15 protein-coding genes and 1 pseudogene are annotated in these 14,830 nt (G+C 69.8%); 8 read left to right on the top strand and 8 right to left on the bottom strand.

Translation table 11 applies throughout. From position 1 onward, the window contains the following. Positions 1-15: 15 nt before the first annotated feature. The 7 genes from AC3CF1_RS21775 to AC3CF1_RS21745 all read right to left on the bottom strand — a co-directional run bounded on the left by AC3CF1_RS21775 (position 16) and on the right by AC3CF1_RS21745 (position 6,826). Positions 16-372, bottom strand: a complete 357-nt coding sequence (locus tag AC3CF1_RS21775) for a VOC family protein (protein ID WP_088951194.1) — start codon at positions 370-372, stop codon at positions 16-18. A gap of 50 nt (positions 373-422) precedes the next feature. Beyond that, entirely contained in the window at positions 423-1,067 is a 645-nt protein-coding gene (locus AC3CF1_RS21770; protein WP_210925235.1) for a response regulator transcription factor, read from the bottom strand. Beyond that, positions 1,067-2,284, bottom strand: coding sequence for a sensor histidine kinase (locus AC3CF1_RS21765; RefSeq protein WP_488451143.1), 1,218 nt, complete (start codon positions 2,282-2,284; stop codon positions 1,067-1,069). The genes AC3CF1_RS21770 and AC3CF1_RS21765 overlap by 1 nt, the downstream gene beginning before the upstream one ends. Before the next feature lie 115 nt (positions 2,285-2,399). Beyond that, the gene (locus AC3CF1_RS21760; RefSeq protein WP_488451142.1) at positions 2,400-4,940 is read right to left on the bottom strand and encodes an ABC transporter permease; all 2,541 of its coding nucleotides are present in this window, start codon (positions 4,938-4,940) and stop codon (positions 2,400-2,402) included. Beyond that, positions 4,937-5,692, bottom strand: a complete 756-nt coding sequence (locus AC3CF1_RS21755; RefSeq protein WP_354982569.1) for an ABC transporter ATP-binding protein — start codon at positions 5,690-5,692, stop codon at positions 4,937-4,939. Before AC3CF1_RS21755 ends, AC3CF1_RS21760 begins: the two co-directional genes overlap by 4 nt. 132 nt (positions 5,693-5,824) lie before the next feature. Further along, the gene (locus AC3CF1_RS21750) at positions 5,825-6,370 is read right to left on the bottom strand and encodes a DUF4240 domain-containing protein (RefSeq protein WP_354982568.1); all 546 of its coding nucleotides are present in this window, start codon (positions 6,368-6,370) and stop codon (positions 5,825-5,827) included. 51 nt (positions 6,371-6,421) lie between these two features. Next, positions 6,422-6,826: a VOC family protein gene (locus AC3CF1_RS21745; RefSeq protein WP_354982567.1), complete on the bottom strand. Its 405-nt coding sequence runs from the start codon at positions 6,824-6,826 to the stop codon at positions 6,422-6,424. 160 nt (positions 6,827-6,986) lie between these two features. On the opposite strand from AC3CF1_RS21745, the gene AC3CF1_RS21740 reads away from it, so the two are divergent. From AC3CF1_RS21740 to AC3CF1_RS21715, 6 genes are all read left to right on the top strand, one after another. Next, positions 6,987-7,565: an RNA ligase 1 family protein gene (locus AC3CF1_RS21740; RefSeq protein WP_355159475.1), complete on the top strand. Its 579-nt coding sequence runs from the start codon at positions 6,987-6,989 to the stop codon at positions 7,563-7,565. Positions 7,566-7,580: 15 nt separating this feature from the next. Further along, on the top strand, positions 7,581-8,225 hold the full coding sequence (locus AC3CF1_RS21735; protein ID WP_354982565.1) for a class I SAM-dependent DNA methyltransferase: 645 nt from the start codon (positions 7,581-7,583) through the stop codon (positions 8,223-8,225). Positions 8,226-8,309: 84 nt separating this feature from the next. Continuing rightward, positions 8,310-9,167, top strand: coding sequence for a patatin-like phospholipase family protein (locus AC3CF1_RS21730; protein ID WP_354982564.1), 858 nt, complete (start codon positions 8,310-8,312; stop codon positions 9,165-9,167). A gap of 67 nt (positions 9,168-9,234) precedes the next feature. After that, the gene (locus tag AC3CF1_RS21725; RefSeq protein ID WP_328368004.1) at positions 9,235-10,140 is read left to right on the top strand and encodes an aminopeptidase; all 906 of its coding nucleotides are present in this window, start codon (positions 9,235-9,237) and stop codon (positions 10,138-10,140) included. A gap of 206 nt (positions 10,141-10,346) precedes the next feature. Further along, a complete protein-coding gene (locus AC3CF1_RS21720; RefSeq protein ID WP_488451141.1) occupies positions 10,347-11,078 on the top strand; it encodes an LPXTG cell wall anchor domain-containing protein in 732 nt (243 codons plus the stop codon). A 204-nt stretch (positions 11,079-11,282) separates the two neighbouring features. Next, positions 11,283-11,987: a hypothetical protein gene (locus AC3CF1_RS21715; protein WP_488451140.1), complete on the top strand. Its 705-nt coding sequence runs from the start codon at positions 11,283-11,285 to the stop codon at positions 11,985-11,987. A gap of 260 nt (positions 11,988-12,247) precedes the next feature. Here the strand turns inward: AC3CF1_RS21715 and AC3CF1_RS21710 are convergent. After that, positions 12,248-13,147 (bottom strand): annotated as a pseudogene (locus AC3CF1_RS21710) (RNA polymerase subunit sigma-70); the annotation flags it as partial. A 136-nt stretch (positions 13,148-13,283) separates the two neighbouring features. On the opposite strand from AC3CF1_RS21710, the gene AC3CF1_RS21705 reads away from it, so the two are divergent. Beyond that, positions 13,284-13,991, top strand: a complete 708-nt coding sequence (locus AC3CF1_RS21705; protein WP_354982559.1) for a DUF899 family protein — start codon at positions 13,284-13,286, stop codon at positions 13,989-13,991. Between the two features lie 51 nt (positions 13,992-14,042). Beyond that, positions 14,043-14,279, top strand: coding sequence for a tyrosine-type recombinase/integrase (locus tag AC3CF1_RS21700; protein WP_354982671.1), 237 nt, complete (start codon positions 14,043-14,045; stop codon positions 14,277-14,279). Positions 14,280-14,830: the final 551 nt, after the last annotated feature.

Raw genomic sequence — 14,830 nt, 5'->3', positions numbered from 1 at the left:
CCAGCCGGCGGGCGGTCAGGCCGCTGGCGTCACCAAGCAGATGACATGGCCGTCCGGATCGGTGAGCACCGACTGTCGTTCACCCCAGGGCTGATCAGCTGGCGCGTCGACGACCTGGGCACCGGCCTTCACCGCCGCAGCGGTCGCCGCGTCGACATCCGACACGAGGAAGCTCACCGCGACGCCGGCCAACCCGGGCGTGGGTGGGCGTTCGTGCAGCAGAAGCTCGACCCCGGAATCCGGAACGGCCAGGGCCACCATCTCGCCGGCACTGTATTTCTCGGTCAGCCCCAACGCATCCCGGTAGAGCGCCAGCGCGCGCTCCCGATCCGCCACCGACACGATGATCCGCCGCAGCCCTCGTACCGTCACGAGGTGACCTTAACGCCGGAGGATCGATCCGGCGTTCCCGCAGGCTGTGATCAGTGGTTGAGGTAGGCGAGGACCGCACGCACCCGCCGGTTGGCGTCCTCGGCGGGTGGCAGGTCGAGCTTGGCGAAGATGTTGGTGATGTGCTTCTCCACCGACACCGGCGCAAGGACGAGCGCCGCGCAGATGGCCGCGTTTGACAGGCCCTGCGCCATGAGGCCGAGCACCTCCCCTTCCCGGGCGGTGAGCCCGTCGACCCCGTGGTTGTGGCTGTTGCGGGTGAAGAGCTGCCGAACCACCTCCGGGTCCAGGGCGGTCCCACCCTTGGCGACCCGCTCCACGGCGTCGAGGAAATCATCGAGGGCGATCACGCGGTCCTTGAGGAGGTAACCGACACCACCCCGACCGTCGGCGAGCAGTTCCACGGCGTAGGCCCGCTCGACGTACTGGGAGACGATGAGCACCTTGGTGTCGGGGTCGGTGGCCCGAAGCGTCAGCGCGGCGCGGAGTCCCTCATCGCGGAAGCCGGGTGGCAGGCGAACGTCGATGATGGACAGGTCGGGTCGGTGCTCGGCAACGGCCGCCAGCAGGGCGGGTGCGGTGTCGACGGCGGCGACGACGGTGTGGCCGGTGTCGGTCAGCAGCCGCACCATGCCGTCCCGGAGCAGCAACAGGTCCTCGGCGATCACGATGCGCATCAGTGGGGCAGCTCCGCGGACAGGACGGTGGGACCGCCGGGTGGACTGGTGATGAAGAGCTGGCCGTCGAGCGCCTCGACACGACGGCGCAGACCGTCGAGCCCGGAACCGGACGGGTCGGCGCCGCCCTGCCCGTCGTCGGTGAGCGTGACGGTGACCGTGCCGGTGGTCCGGGAGAGGGTGACGACGCAGGTGCGGGCGTCGGCGTGCTTGCCCGCGTTGGCAAGACCCTCGGCGATGACGAAGTAGGCCGCCGACTCGACCGCCGCCGGGTAACGGTCGTTCGGATCGCCCCGGATCTCGACGGCCAGCGGACTGTCGCCGGCCAGGGCGGCGACAGCAGCGTGCAGCCCTCGATCGGTGAGGATCGGCGGGTGGATGCCGCGTACCAGCCGGCGGAGCTCGGTGAGGGCATCGTCGAGCTGCCGGCGGGCCAGGTCGACATCGGACTCGGCGGCCGCACCGATCCGCAGCTTGCGGGCGGCCAGCGCCAGCGTCATGCCGGCGGCCACGATCCGGGCCTGGGCGCCGTCGTGCAGGTCCCGCTCGATCCGGCGCAGCTCCGCGGCCTGCGCATCGACGACCCGGCGGCGCGTCTGCGCGAGGCGGGCGGCTTCGTCGACCAGGTGCCGGTGCGCACCGGGAGCCAGGAGAGCCCGGGCCACCCGGGCCTGGGCCAGTCCGGCGGTTCGCAGGCACCATGCGGTGACCGGGAGCAGCAGCACGCCGAGGACGGTCAGGCCGAACCGACCCGGCACTGTCGTCATGAGCGGACGCATCGGGAACGGCGCGTGCGGGTTCGGCACCGCCCACGCCCACAGCGGCGCCACGACGGCGGCGAGGTCGACGACGGTGACCACGATGGCGGCGATTCCGCCGGCCAGGCCCAGCGGGAACAATGCGACCAGCCACGCCAGGTCACGCCAGGTGGCCGGCTGCACCGCGACCCGACTGACCCGCTGCCGGACGGTGCCACCCTCGATCGACAGGTACGGCACGGCGATTGCGGCGCCGAGTATCCAACGAGCCCGCTGCCGCTCCAGGTCCGCGAGGTGCCGTGTCACCCAGGCGGCACCAAGGAACGCCGGCCCACCGAGCTGCGTGATCGCCAGCAGACTGACGCCGAGGGTGGACACCACGGCCCAACTGAGGCCGACGACACCGGCGACGAGGCTGCTGGCCAGGTACGCCAGCGCCGACACCGTTGTGCGGATCATCGCGGCGATCGTACCCGCGATGTGCCGGCACGGACCGGGCCGACGACCGCCGACCGGCCCCGACCCCCGACGATCCGGGAGGCGGGTCCGAGCGGCGATCCGGTCGGGACGACGGTCAGCGTCCATCGCTCAGGGCCGGCAGGCTGCGCCGCCGCAGCAGGACCCGGGCCGGTACGGCACCCGCGACCAGTCCGAGTGCCGCGACAGCACCGAGCATTCCCGCGTACGTGCCGGCGTCGACGAACACCCGTAACGTGCCGTCCTGCGCGGTGCTGAACGCGCCGACCACGATCGCGGTGACCGCGATGCCCAGCACCAGCCCGGCGCTTACCGTGATCATCGCCTCGCGTCCGACGAGCCGGTGCAACTGCCCGGTCGTCGCCCCGGCCAACCGCAGGCCAGCGAACTCGCGTCGGCGCGCCGCGGTGGCGATGGCGAAGGTGTTGACGACGGCGATCGCCGTGAAGCCGAGGGAGATGACCACCATGAGTTCCCAGGCACCCTGCTGGTTCTGCGCGTCCCCGGCGGGTGCCGCACCGAGCGTGGGGGTCAGCCGCAGACCAGGCCACGAGGCGGCGATCCGGTCCGGTACGTCACCGCTGTAGCGCAGCCCGACCGTGCTGACCAGTCCACGCGGGTCGTGCGCCGCCACCAGGGCCGCGGGCAGCGCCAGGTCTCCGAAGCCACGGGCTCGGGCGTACACCCCGGCGAGGCGCAGGTTGACCTGGTGACCGTCGGCGAGCCAGATCCGCACCTCGTCGCCCACCCGCCAGCCGTACTGGCCGGTGATGTACTCGCTGGCGGCGAACGTGCCCGTGCCCGGCAGCGTCCCGGCGCGCAGGTCGAGATCGAGGGCCGTCTCGGTGCCGGCCACCAGCAGACCCTGCGTGACGTAGTCCTCGGGCTTGCCGCCCTGCTCGACGATGGCCCGGGTCGGCAGCGTGGCCGCCGCGCCTGTCACACCTTGGAGGGCGGCGAGCCTTTCGACGGTGCCGAGCGGGAGCCCGCCCGGCGCGGTCACCTGCGCCGTCGCGGACGCCGTCCGGTCCACCTGCTCCTGCGCCGTCAGTTCGTCGATCAGGGCGCTGTTGAGCAGCATGGTGGCGTTGATCGCGAACATGAGCACGAGCGGGACGGCGACCGCCGCGACCCGCCGCGGCTCGGCTCGGGTGACCAGGCCGGCCAGCCAGCCGGTCGCGCCGCCGGCACCGACGAGGCGGGACAGCGGCGCCGTCAACACCCGGATCAGCAGCGGGCCGGGAGCCGCGACAGTGCAGAGCAACAATGCGGACGACACGAAGCTCATGCCCATGCCGAGCGGCCCGTCGAGCGGGACGAAGACGAGCAGGGCGATCGCGCCGGCGGTGGTCACCACCGCGATGGCGGTCCGCAGGACGAAGCCGCCGGTCGGGCTATTCGCGGTCTCGGCGAGTGCCTGCGTCGGCGCGATCCGCACCGCTCGGCGGCCGGCGATCCGGGCACCGAGAAAGGTCACAAGTATTCCGGCCGCCGCGGCGGCGATGAGCACGATCACGTTGGTCCGTACGACGAACTGGGCCGGCACCGCGCCCAGGTCCCGGAACCGGGCGGCCACCAGGTGGGCGAACACCACACCCAACGGCGCGCCCGGCAGCGCGGCGACACCGGCGAGCAGGACGCTTTCCACGCCGAGGAGGCGGCGCAGCTGACCGGGGGTCGCGCCGGAGGTGCGCAGCAGGGCCAATTCGCGCAGACGCTGACGTACGCCGAGCGTGACCGTGCCGGTGAGGACGAAGATGGCCGAGAACGCCGTGATGCCGATGACGAAGCCGAACATCGAGATCGGACCGATGTAGTCCGGCAGGGCACCGGGCAGGTCGGCCTGGACCCGATCCGCGCCGGTCAGCACGGGAGCCTTCCCGGCGACCTCCTCGACGGCGCTGCGCAGTGCGACCGGGTCGGTGCCGGGGCTGGCCAGGACGGCCACCGCGGTCGGACCGGGCAGCCCCGACACCGACGCCACCTCGCTGTCGGCGACGAACAGCGCACCCTGGGCGGGCAGTCCGTCCCGGCCAGCCGGTGCGGCAACGCCGGACACGGTCATGCTGTGGACGCCGGTCTTCGTGGTGACGACGAGACGTCCGCCCACCGCGGCACCCGAGCGCTTGGCGAGGTCGGCGTCGATGACGACCTGGCCCGGGCCGGGTGCCTCACCGGTACGCAGCGCATACGGCGTCAGCGGTGCCGAGGCCCACCCGTGTCCGATCACCGGAGCGTTGTCGGCGCCGCGCAGCGGACGGCCGTCCGGCGTACGCACCTGCGCCGGGAAGGCGACGTCCGCGATCGCGGTCGCGACGCCCGGAAGGCTGTCCAACCGGCCGGCGAGGTCCGCTGGCAGCGAGCCGGCGCCGGTGAGCCGCTCCGACTTGACCTTGCGCTTGACCTTGACCTTGTCCTTCTTCTCCTTCGTGGTGACCTTCTCAAGGGTGACGTCGCGGTCGCCTGACACGACGACCGCCGCCGCCGCGAACCGATCTGCCGGCGGCTTTGCGGTGAGCACGGAGGCGAGCAGCAGACCGCCGCCAGCGAGCAGGGCCACGGCCAGCAGCGCGGCGAAGAACGTGCCAGCGTACGCGCCGCGGTGTTGACGAAGGGTGCCGAGAGCGAGCCGGATCATCGGACGGTCACCGCCATCATCTGCGCCGCAACCTTCTCGGCGGTCGGGTCGGCGAGTTCCGTGACGACCCGACCGTCGGCGAGGAACACCGCACGGTCGGACCACGCCGCGGCGGCCGGGTCGTGCGTCACCATGATGATCGTCGTGCCGGTGGTGTCCACCGCCTCGCGCAGCAGCCCGAGCACCTCACGGCCGGTCGACAGGTCCAGTGCACCGGTCGGCTCGTCGGCGAAGATGACCTCCGGCCGGCTGGCCAGGGCGCGGGCGAGCGCGACCCGCTGCCGCTGACCACCGGACAGTTGACCCGGCCGGTCGTTCTCCCGTCCGGTGAGCCCGACGCGGCGCATCACCTCCCGCGCCCAGTCTCGGTCCGGTCGTACCCCGGCCAGTCGCTGCGGCAGCAGGATGTTGTGCCAGACCGACAGCGAGTCCATCAGGTTGTACGACTGGAAGACGAACCCGACCCGCCGCCGCCGCGCCTGAGTGAGCTGTGGCTCACGCAGACCGCCGATGTCCTGGCCGGCGAGGAGCACCCGGCCGCTGTCCGGCCGATCGAGGCCCGCCGCGCAGTGCAGGAGTGTGGATTTGCCCGAGCCCGACGGGCCCATCACCGCGCAGAACGAACCGGCCTCGAAGGCGACCGACACGCCATCCAACGCCCGGACACCACCGCCGCCGGGATAGGTCTTCGTCACGTCGATCACCTCGACGACCGGCCTACGGCCCGCGGAGGTCGTACCACTGTTTCGCATGGTGGAAAGCCTGATGGAGATGGCCTTTCCGAAACACACGGCGACCCATGATCTTGTGGTGGGGAAATCCCTACCGTCGGCTGATCAACCTCGGCCCGGGTCGTGCCGGATGATGGTCGACACGCCGCTCGGTCAGGCCGACCAACCGGCGGGGTTGCCGAACGACTCCCGGGAGATGCCGGAGCCGGTCTCCGGCCATGAACCGAACCGGTCGTTGTGCAGATGGGCGAAGAAGTAACACAAGCTCTCGCACTCGGCGTCCGGCAGGGCCATGGCGGGATCGGCGCGAACCGCCTCGTAGAACCCCCGGCCGAGCGCGACGATGAAGCCTCGGCAGTAGAGGAAGCCATCGTCTGACCCGTCGGTCACCTCGTGGACGTCCTCCCGATCGATGTCGTGCAGCTTGCGCTCCACCACCCGGTCGAGGTCCGTCAACTCCTGCCCGGTCAGCTCGGCACTCAGATGACCGAGCCGGTCCAGGAAACGGTCCAGCCAGTCGCCGATCGCGTAGGACGGGCCGTCGTCGTCATCGTCGGCGGGGTCGCGCTCGACGAGGGCCCGCCGCAGCGCCAGGGGCTCGGGGCCCAGCTCGGCCCACGCCGACTCGATGAGCGCCCACAGTCGGGCCTCGTCGGCGGAGGTGGGCATGGTCGGCGGGGCATCGGTGGTCACGGTCACCGCCGGACCGTATCGACCACCACCGACACTTCCGGTCGCCTGGCGGCATGCTCACTCCGAGGCGGTCGACACCATCCACAGGTGACCGTCGGGATCGGCGAACACAGCCGCGTACCCCCAGGGTTGGGCTTGCGGCTCGGTGACCACCTCGCCGCCGGCGGAGCGCGCCCGCTCGACGATCGCGTCCGCGTCGGCGGACGTGGCGACGCCGAGGCTGAGCACGCACTCGCTCTGCCCCCGCGCGGCGACCTCGTGCCGGCCGATCACCCAACCGAAGCCTCCGGTCGGGACCAGCATCAGCCGCAGACCGTCGTTGACCACGAACTGCAACGGCTCCGGGAGGCCGTCGTCGGCCAGCTCGCCGACGGGGTCGAGGCCGAGACCGTCGCGATAGAAGTGGTACGAGGTGGCGCGGTCGGCGATGGGCAGGCTGACGGTCATCGGTACGAAGGTCATGGGCGGACGCCTCCAGATCGTCGGACGGGCACCGTCGCAGCATGACCGCTCCGGACCCGGTTCGCGAAGCCACGATAAGACGTGGCGGCCGATATCGCCGCTCCTTCATGCTGTGCGGAGCCGGCGAGCAACGACTGCCGGACAGGAGAGGACGCCGAGCGTGCGCAAGATCCCGACCCTGTTCCTCCGCGACCCGGACGACATGCGCCGGGTGATGTCGGATGTCCACCCGGACTGCCAGTGGGTGCTCGACGGCGAGGGGACCGCCACCCGAAAGTACGACGGCACCTGCGTGATGTACGACGGCGAGCGCTGGTGGGCCCGGCGCGAGGTGAAGCCGGGCAGGGCCACACCAGCGGGGTACCAGCCGGTCATGACCGATGAGGTGACCGGCAAGACCGTCGGCTGGGAGCCGGTCGAGCAGTCGTCCTTCGCCACGTTCCACGCCGAGGCTCTGGACGCGATCGTCGACGCGGATCAGTTCGCCGGCCCACAGCTCGGCGCGACCTACGAGCTGGTCGGGCCAAAGGTGAACGGCAATCCGGAGCAGGTCGCGGGCCACCAGCTCATCCGCCACGGCTTCTGCACGTCTGGCGACGACGACGAGTTGGAGAAGGCACCGCTGGACCACGACGGGCTGCGCGCATGGCTCCTGGCTCACCCGGACTGGGAGGGTGTGGTCTGGCATCACCCGGACGGCCGGATGGCGAAGCTCAAGCGTCGCGACTTTCCCCTCTGATCTAGCGTCTCCGGGGTGGACGTTGACGGCTGGTTGGCAGACACCCGCACCTCCTACGACACCGTTGCGGTCAGCTACGCACAGCTGGTGAACGGTCTGCTGTCGGAGGCACCGCACGAACGGGCGGCGCTGAGGCTGTTCGCCGAGCTCGTGGACGGCGTCGGTGGCGGGCCGGTCGCGGATGTGGGCTGCGGGACGGGGCGCATCACCGCCCACCTGCGCACGCTCGGCGTCGACGCCTTCGGGATAGACCTCTCACCCGGGATGATCGCCGTGGCCCGCCGCGATCATCCCGGCCTGAGGTTCGAGGTGGGCTCGATGACGGATCTCAACCTGGCCGACGGGTCGGTCGCCGGCCTGATCGCCTGGTACTCACTCATCCACATCCCCGACGACCAGCTCGGCGCGGTGTTCGCGCACTTCCGGCGGGTGGTGCGTCCCGGTGGTCCGCTGCTGCTCGGCTTTCACGTGGGCGACGAGACAACCCTCAAGACGGAGGGCTACGGCGGCCACCCGATGAAGGTGCACGTCCATCGTCGCCAGCCGGCCCAGGTGGCGGCCTGGCTGCACGACAGCGGATTCCGGGTCGAGTCGCAGACGACTCTCACCTCACCGGAGAGCAGGCTCGGCGGCATCATCTTCGGACGACGAGAGCCCTGATCATCGTTGCCAGCCCCCCGGAACCCCTGTTAGCCTGAAACTGCGAACACTGTTAGCGGTTTGCCCAACCTGAATGAGGAACTGATGACGGACGACACGCGGCCCGTCTGGGTGCTCGGTGGCGGCGGAGTGACCGGCATCGCCTGGGAGGTGGGCGTCCTCGCTGGACTCGCGGACGAGGGGGTGACCGTCACCCCGGAGGCAGTGCTCATCGGCACGAGTTCCGGTGCCGTCGTGGGAGCACAGATCGCCAGCGGAACGCCGCTCGGCGAGCTCTACGAACGTCAACGCCAGGGCGTGGCCCACGAGACCTCTCCCGCACTGGGCCTCCTCGACCTCCTGCGCCTCGCCCGAGCACAACTGTTCGCCCGGACCCCCGAGCAGGCCGCTCGCCGCCTCGGTCGCCTCGCCCTCGCCACGCCCACCCCCGACCCGTCACGACAACGCCGGACAGCCGAAGCCCGCCTGCCGGATCACACCTGGAAGGCCGCGGACCTGCGCATCGTCGTCGTCGACGCGGAGTCGGGCAACAGCCGCACCATCACCCGGCACAACGGTGTCTCCCTCGTGGACGCCGTCGCCGCGAGCTGCGCCATGCCGCTCTCCAGCGCGCCGGTATCGATCGACGGCCGCCGGTACATGGACGGGGGCATGCGCTCGACTCTCAACCTCGACCTCGCTCCCGGGGTCGGCCCGGTGGTCGCCCTCGCGCCCAGCACCGCCGCCATCGGCCCGTGGGCGCGCATCGCCAAGCAGCGGGCCGCACTGGGCGAAACCCGCCGGGTGGAGCTGCTCCTGCGGGATCCAGCGTCCAGACGAGCGCAGGGAACGAACGTGATGGACAGGTCCGTCGTGCCCGCGCTTGTCGCCGCCGCCCGAGAGCAGGGTCGGCGCGAGGCGTCACGGGTGGCTGCCGCACTTGCCACGACCAGCCCCTCGTAGGCCGGCCCGGGGTCAAGTGCCGATGCTAGGGCTACGCACTTCCGACTCACGTGTCACGATCTCCGCCATGCGTCTTCCGATCGGCCTCCTCGTCGCGTCCGTCGCGGGCGGTCTACTCTCGGCTGCGGCGGCGGTGCTCGCCATGCCAGGCGCGTCGATGCAGTTCGGCCTGGTCATGCTGCTCGCACTGCTCGCCTACGTCCTGCTGGATCGCAGTGCGCGCCGCGTACGGTGGGCCGTCGCCGGCGGTATCGGGCTCCTCGCCGTGGTGGAGGTAATGAGACTGCTCTGGTATCAGGAGCAGGTCCTCGAAGTGGGCTGGGTGTCGTACGGACCAGCAGCGGAGGCGTCCATATTGGGGCCATGGCGGGACTCGATCGACCGGCAACGGCTCGCCGCGCTGGGTCTGGCGCTCGGCGTTGCCTGTCTCGTGGCGGGCGTGTTGTCACTACCGTCCCGCGGCAGGCGGCGGGGTGCGGCGACGACAGCCCTCGCGCTGCTGCTGCTCGCCTGGTTCGGGCTGGACTCCACCCGGGAATTCGTCCGCTATCCGCTGTCGGACCTGCTCGGGACGGTGTGGCCAACGCTGCTCGCTGCCCTGGTGGCCATGGGGGCACTCGCGCTCTCCGGGTGGCGGGCCGACCGGCGTTGGCTGCTGCCCGTGGGGCTGTTCCTACTGTCACTCGGAGCAGCCAACGCGTACTCGGATCTCGCCGCGATGTGGTCGGGCTGGTGGGAGATGGCCAATCCTGACCAGGACGCCTTCCTGGAATTGGGAATGGCGGTGAGCACGGCGACGGAAGACTCCCTTCAGGTGTCGTCGGCCGTGGAGACGATGATCCCGCTCGCCGGGACGGGGCTAACGGCCGTCGGCGCACTGCACAGCTCTCGCGAGGCCACGGACCGGATGGGCCTGCTGTTGATGGGCGACGAAGGCCGCGATGCCGCTGAGGATGACGGCCCTTCGGCTTAGTACACCCAGATCAACACCGTAGATCGCAAAGGGTGAAAAATCGCCTCTGGACCTTTTCTACCGGGTCGCTCGACGAAATGAACGCGAGGGGCAGCCGCTGTGGTCCTGCTCATTACGGAGTTCAGGACGTCTATCCGATCTTGCTTTCTCGCTGACTGACGGTAATATCCCCGTGTTCTGATCTACAACGGGGGAGGAAGATCCACATGCGATGGAAGTATCCAGCCGGCGCCCTGATAGCGCTGGCCCTTTTGATTCCGGCGGCACCGGCGATGGCTCAGACCGAATTGCCCGTGCCGAACGCGGCCTGCCAGACGGTCGAGCGCAAGATGTACCAGGACATCCGCAAGCTTGTCACCATCGACCTGGATACCGCCGCCACCGCGGAACTGCGGTTGCTGGCCTACCGGATCCTGAACGAGGCAGACGCCCACAAATATCCCGTCCTGGCTCCTGCCCTACGGGAGCGACTGGAAGGCACCGCGGATGATCTCCGCGCCTACCTCAAGACCGACCTGCAAAGGGCCTGGTTGACGGACCTGCGGATCTCGGTGGGCCGGACGATGACGGACGCCGGCCCCAACGTGAAGGCGGCCGCGCAGAAGGTGCTCGACGAGGAAGCCGTCGACGCCTACCTGGCTTACCTGAACGACGGCCAGCACGCCGCGCGTGCGCTTGACTGCGCGTCTCAGCCCACGCCGACGCCGACGTCTCAGCCGACGCCGAGCGCCACGCCCAGCGCCACGACGACCGTTGCACCGACCCCCACCTCCTCCGCCAGCCTGGGCGCTCCCGGCGGCGGGAACGGTGAGGGCGGTGGGCTGCCCGTGACCGGTGCCAACACCGCGACCGTGGCCGGCATTGGCGGTGCGCTTCTGCTCCTCGGCGGCGTGGGCTACCTGATCGGACGCCGTCGCCGTTCCAGCTTCGTGGCATAACCACCCGATCGCGCCCGGCTCGATGCTTCCATCGGGCCGGGCGCGATCGCGCTGTTCCGGCGAGGTTCGTCCGACCCGAAGGCGTAGGAGGGCCCCGCATCCGCCGACACCCGGCTCGCCTCCCTGCCAGCTCGTGGCGGGCGCTCATCTGATGGCGGCTTTTTGGTGTCGTGCTGGGGTCAGAGATCTGTGTCAGAATCGCCGATGCCCAAGATCCCAGGCTATGAAGACGACCCCCTGGTCAATGGGGCGTACCTGGTAGACGAGCCACTGTTCTGGGCGAGCCACCTGTTGCAATGCACCAACGGCGTCGAAGAGCCGTTGTGTGCGGGATTCGGGGTCAGCGAGGCCGACCTGTTGCAAATTTTTGAACGGGTCAGCGATGAGCGCCAGTGGCCAGTGCTGACAGTCCCACTCTCGGCAGGGCACCTGCTCCATGTCGTCTACCGCAACCTTCCCGGAGAACACGGGTTCGACTACCTGCTGCACCATCCTGTATGGAAGGCGACGGTGCCCTTGGCAACTGTCGAAGGTTGCTTCAGGGGACCTGGGCTGTGCTGGCCGGAGTTGCTCGCTGTCGCGCATACGGTGGCCGAAGCCGGATCGGCTCCGCGCCTTGACCCCCATATCTTCCTTCTGTTGCTGCCGATCATGAGCGACGCGGAACTCCCCTCAGACGCGAACGACGTCCTCGCTGCGATGTTGACCGCCTGCGGCGCCACTGGAGAGACCGGGGCGCTGGCCCGCATACTCCTTGAGGAGCAGGGCTGCTGGGGTCCGCAGCACTGGACTCTGACCCCGGACGGGCGGATCAGCGAGACCAGGCACGCGTTCCGCCGCCCTGCGGCTATGTCGCCAGGCACGTTGGCTCAGGTCAGCTTGCTACTCGGGTCTGGTGGCAACGCTTGACAACCGCGCTGCCCCGGTTCCTCGTCGACGAGCTGGCCACGCACGTCGCCGGGTAGCGCCGGGACGCGCTGAAGTTCACCGCCCCGAATGGCGGCCCGCTCCGCAACATTCCGAACGCGGGTCTTCGCGCCACCCGCGAGTATCTGTGGGCCTGGATCACCACCGCTACCCGACCCGGTGAGCATCGGTGGCTGCTCATCCGCCGCTACCGCACCACCGGCGAACTGGCCTTCTACTCGTCCGGTGCCGAGCGTGGCGGGCATGCTGAAGGCGGCGACGTGACGGGCACCGATGAAGGCGTTGCTCTCTACGATCTTCCCGTTCTCGATCCGGAGTACGTCGACGACCAACGCCTCGTAGTGCGGGCTGCCGGGCCGGCGGAGATAGTTGATCAGTGCCGGACGCCCGTTAGCCGAGGTGGGGAACGTACGCCAGTCGAGCGGTCGGCCGAGGAACTCCGCGGCCGCGTCGATCCCGACGACCGGCGGCTCGGGCGGCATCGTGATCCGTACGTCCTCGGCGAGCAGTGCCCGGAAAGTCTCCGGGTCCTTCGCGTTGGCGTAGCGGCGCAGGATCTCTTCGTCCTCACTGGTGAGCTGCGGGCGGCGCCAGTCCGTCGGGTCCGACGGAGCGTGCCGCCGGAGGGTGTGGCGGGCCCGCTGGAGGAGGCTGTTGACGGCCGCTACGGCGGTGTCGAGAGCGGCGGCGATCTCCTGCGGCGTCCAGCCGTAGACGTCGCGCAGCACGAAGGCCGCCCGTTGCCGCGGCGGCAGGTACATGAGCGCTGCGATCACGGCCAGCTCGACGGTCTCCCGGGCGGCGAGACCGGTCTGCGGATCGTCGGCCAGCAGGGCGTCGGGATAGGGACCGAGCTCGGTGGACCACTCCAGCGGATCACCGTACGGTACCGTCCGGTGACCGGCCGCCTTGCGGCTGTCGAGGAAGACGTTCGTGGCGATCCGGTAGAACCAGGTGCGCGTCGACGCCCGACCCTCGAAGCGGTCGCGAGCCCGCCAGGCACGCAGGAAGGTCTCCTGCACCAGGTCCTCCGCGTCGGTGACGTTCCCGGCTAGGCGGTAGCAGTGGACGTGTAGCTCACGCCGGTGCTCGTCGAAGGCGCGCTGCAGCCAGACCGCCTGCTCATCAGGCGGGTCGGACATGTGATCTCCCCGGGGCTGACTGGTCCTCACAACCGTACTGACGACCGCGGACCCATCCGTCATCGGTCACCGATGACGATCGCCGACTCGGTCGTCTGTACCTGTGACCGATCCCCACTCCGCGAAGGAGATAGCCATGACGGCAACCCCCGCGTCCAGCGCCGCCGCGCCCCCGGTCGTCGACCGGGAGACCTGGCTGCGCGAGCGCGACGAACTGCTGGTCCGGGAGAAGGCCCATACCCGCGAAGGAGACGCGATCGCAGCCGCTCGTCGTCAGCTGCCGATGACCTTGATGCCGACGGTGACGGTGCGGGGCCCAGGCGGGGACACCCCGCTGGTGGAGGTGTTCGAGGGCCGCCGGATGCTCATCGCCTACTTCCACATGTGGCACGACGGCAAACCGTACGAGCATCAGTGTGAGGGGTGCACCTTCTCGACCTGTCACATGCAGATGCTGGATTACCTGCACGCTCGGGACGTCACCTACGCCGTGTTCTGCGAGGGTCCCTACGACGAAAGTGCCCCGTTCGCGGAGTTCATGGGCTACAGGTTCCCCTGGTATTCGGCGAAAGACTCCGACCCAGCTCTGGCCGACGGTCGTGACTTCGGGTTCATCGCGTGCTACCTGCGCGACGGCGACAAGGTCTACGAGACCTACTGGACCACCGGGCGGGGCGTGGAGGCGTTGATGACCACCTACCAAGCCCTGGACCTCACGGTGTACGGCCGGCAGGAAAACTGGGAAAACTCGCCTGAAGGCTGGCCGCGGGTCACCGGGCACCCGTGGCGTCTCAACGGCCGCCCCACCGCGCAATGGTCACGTCCCGGCGTCGCACCGCGATGACGTCCTGATGATCGAGGTGATCATGCTCGGGTCGGCCGCGAGTCCGTCCGTCTGCGCGCGTACCGATCGTCACTCAGTGGTGCCGGCCTACGGCAGGTTCGTCTTCACGACCTGCGGCACACGGCGGCCAGCGTCCTTCTCACCCAGGGCGTACGCGACCGTGTGGTGATGGAGATCCTCGGTCACTCTCAGATCAGCGTCACTCTCAACATCTACGCACACGTGGCCCCCGAGGCCACGCGGGAAGCTGCGGCACGGCTGGAAGGGGCGCTGTGGTCCGGTGAGTAGGTTGGCTGCTCGGCCCAGGGAAGGCAAGCGAAAGGCCCAGATCATGTTCGGCGATCAAGCCGGCGACCTGGGCACATGGGGTGTCCAGCAGCGGAAATACTTCTCGACATCTCGCACCACTCCCCCGCCGTCCGTCGACCTCTTGTGGACTGGAGGCGGACCGTTTACCTCGGGCTCGTGGTGCGCGTGCGGGGGGCGGGTTGCGGTGTCCAATATTCAGTCCCGGGATCACTCCGGGGACCTACCAGTGCCCGCCCCCCGTAGCCGCGCTGTCCCACGTGGGGTTGCTCTGACCGGCCAACTGCGGCGCACCGTAACAGGCGGTTACGACAGGGAAGGTCCTAAGCCGGGGATTAGAAGAAGATCGCGGCGGCCTGCTGGGAGGCCATTACCCCTGTTCCGAGGGTCTGCTGCCGTCTGGGGATGCCGGCCGGATCGGGTGGCTTGGCTGCGCCGCTGGCTATACAGCCATTGGCGTCCGCATCGTGGGCTTCGGCGCTGGTCACAGCACCTCAGCGGTACAGCTTGCCGGGGTATGAGTCCAGCTGGCC

This window comes from Micromonospora sp. MGP-C2, from assembly GCF_057766525.1.
Note: the sequence above shows the minus strand (reverse complement) of the source record. Positions and strands in the feature narration are given on the sequence as shown.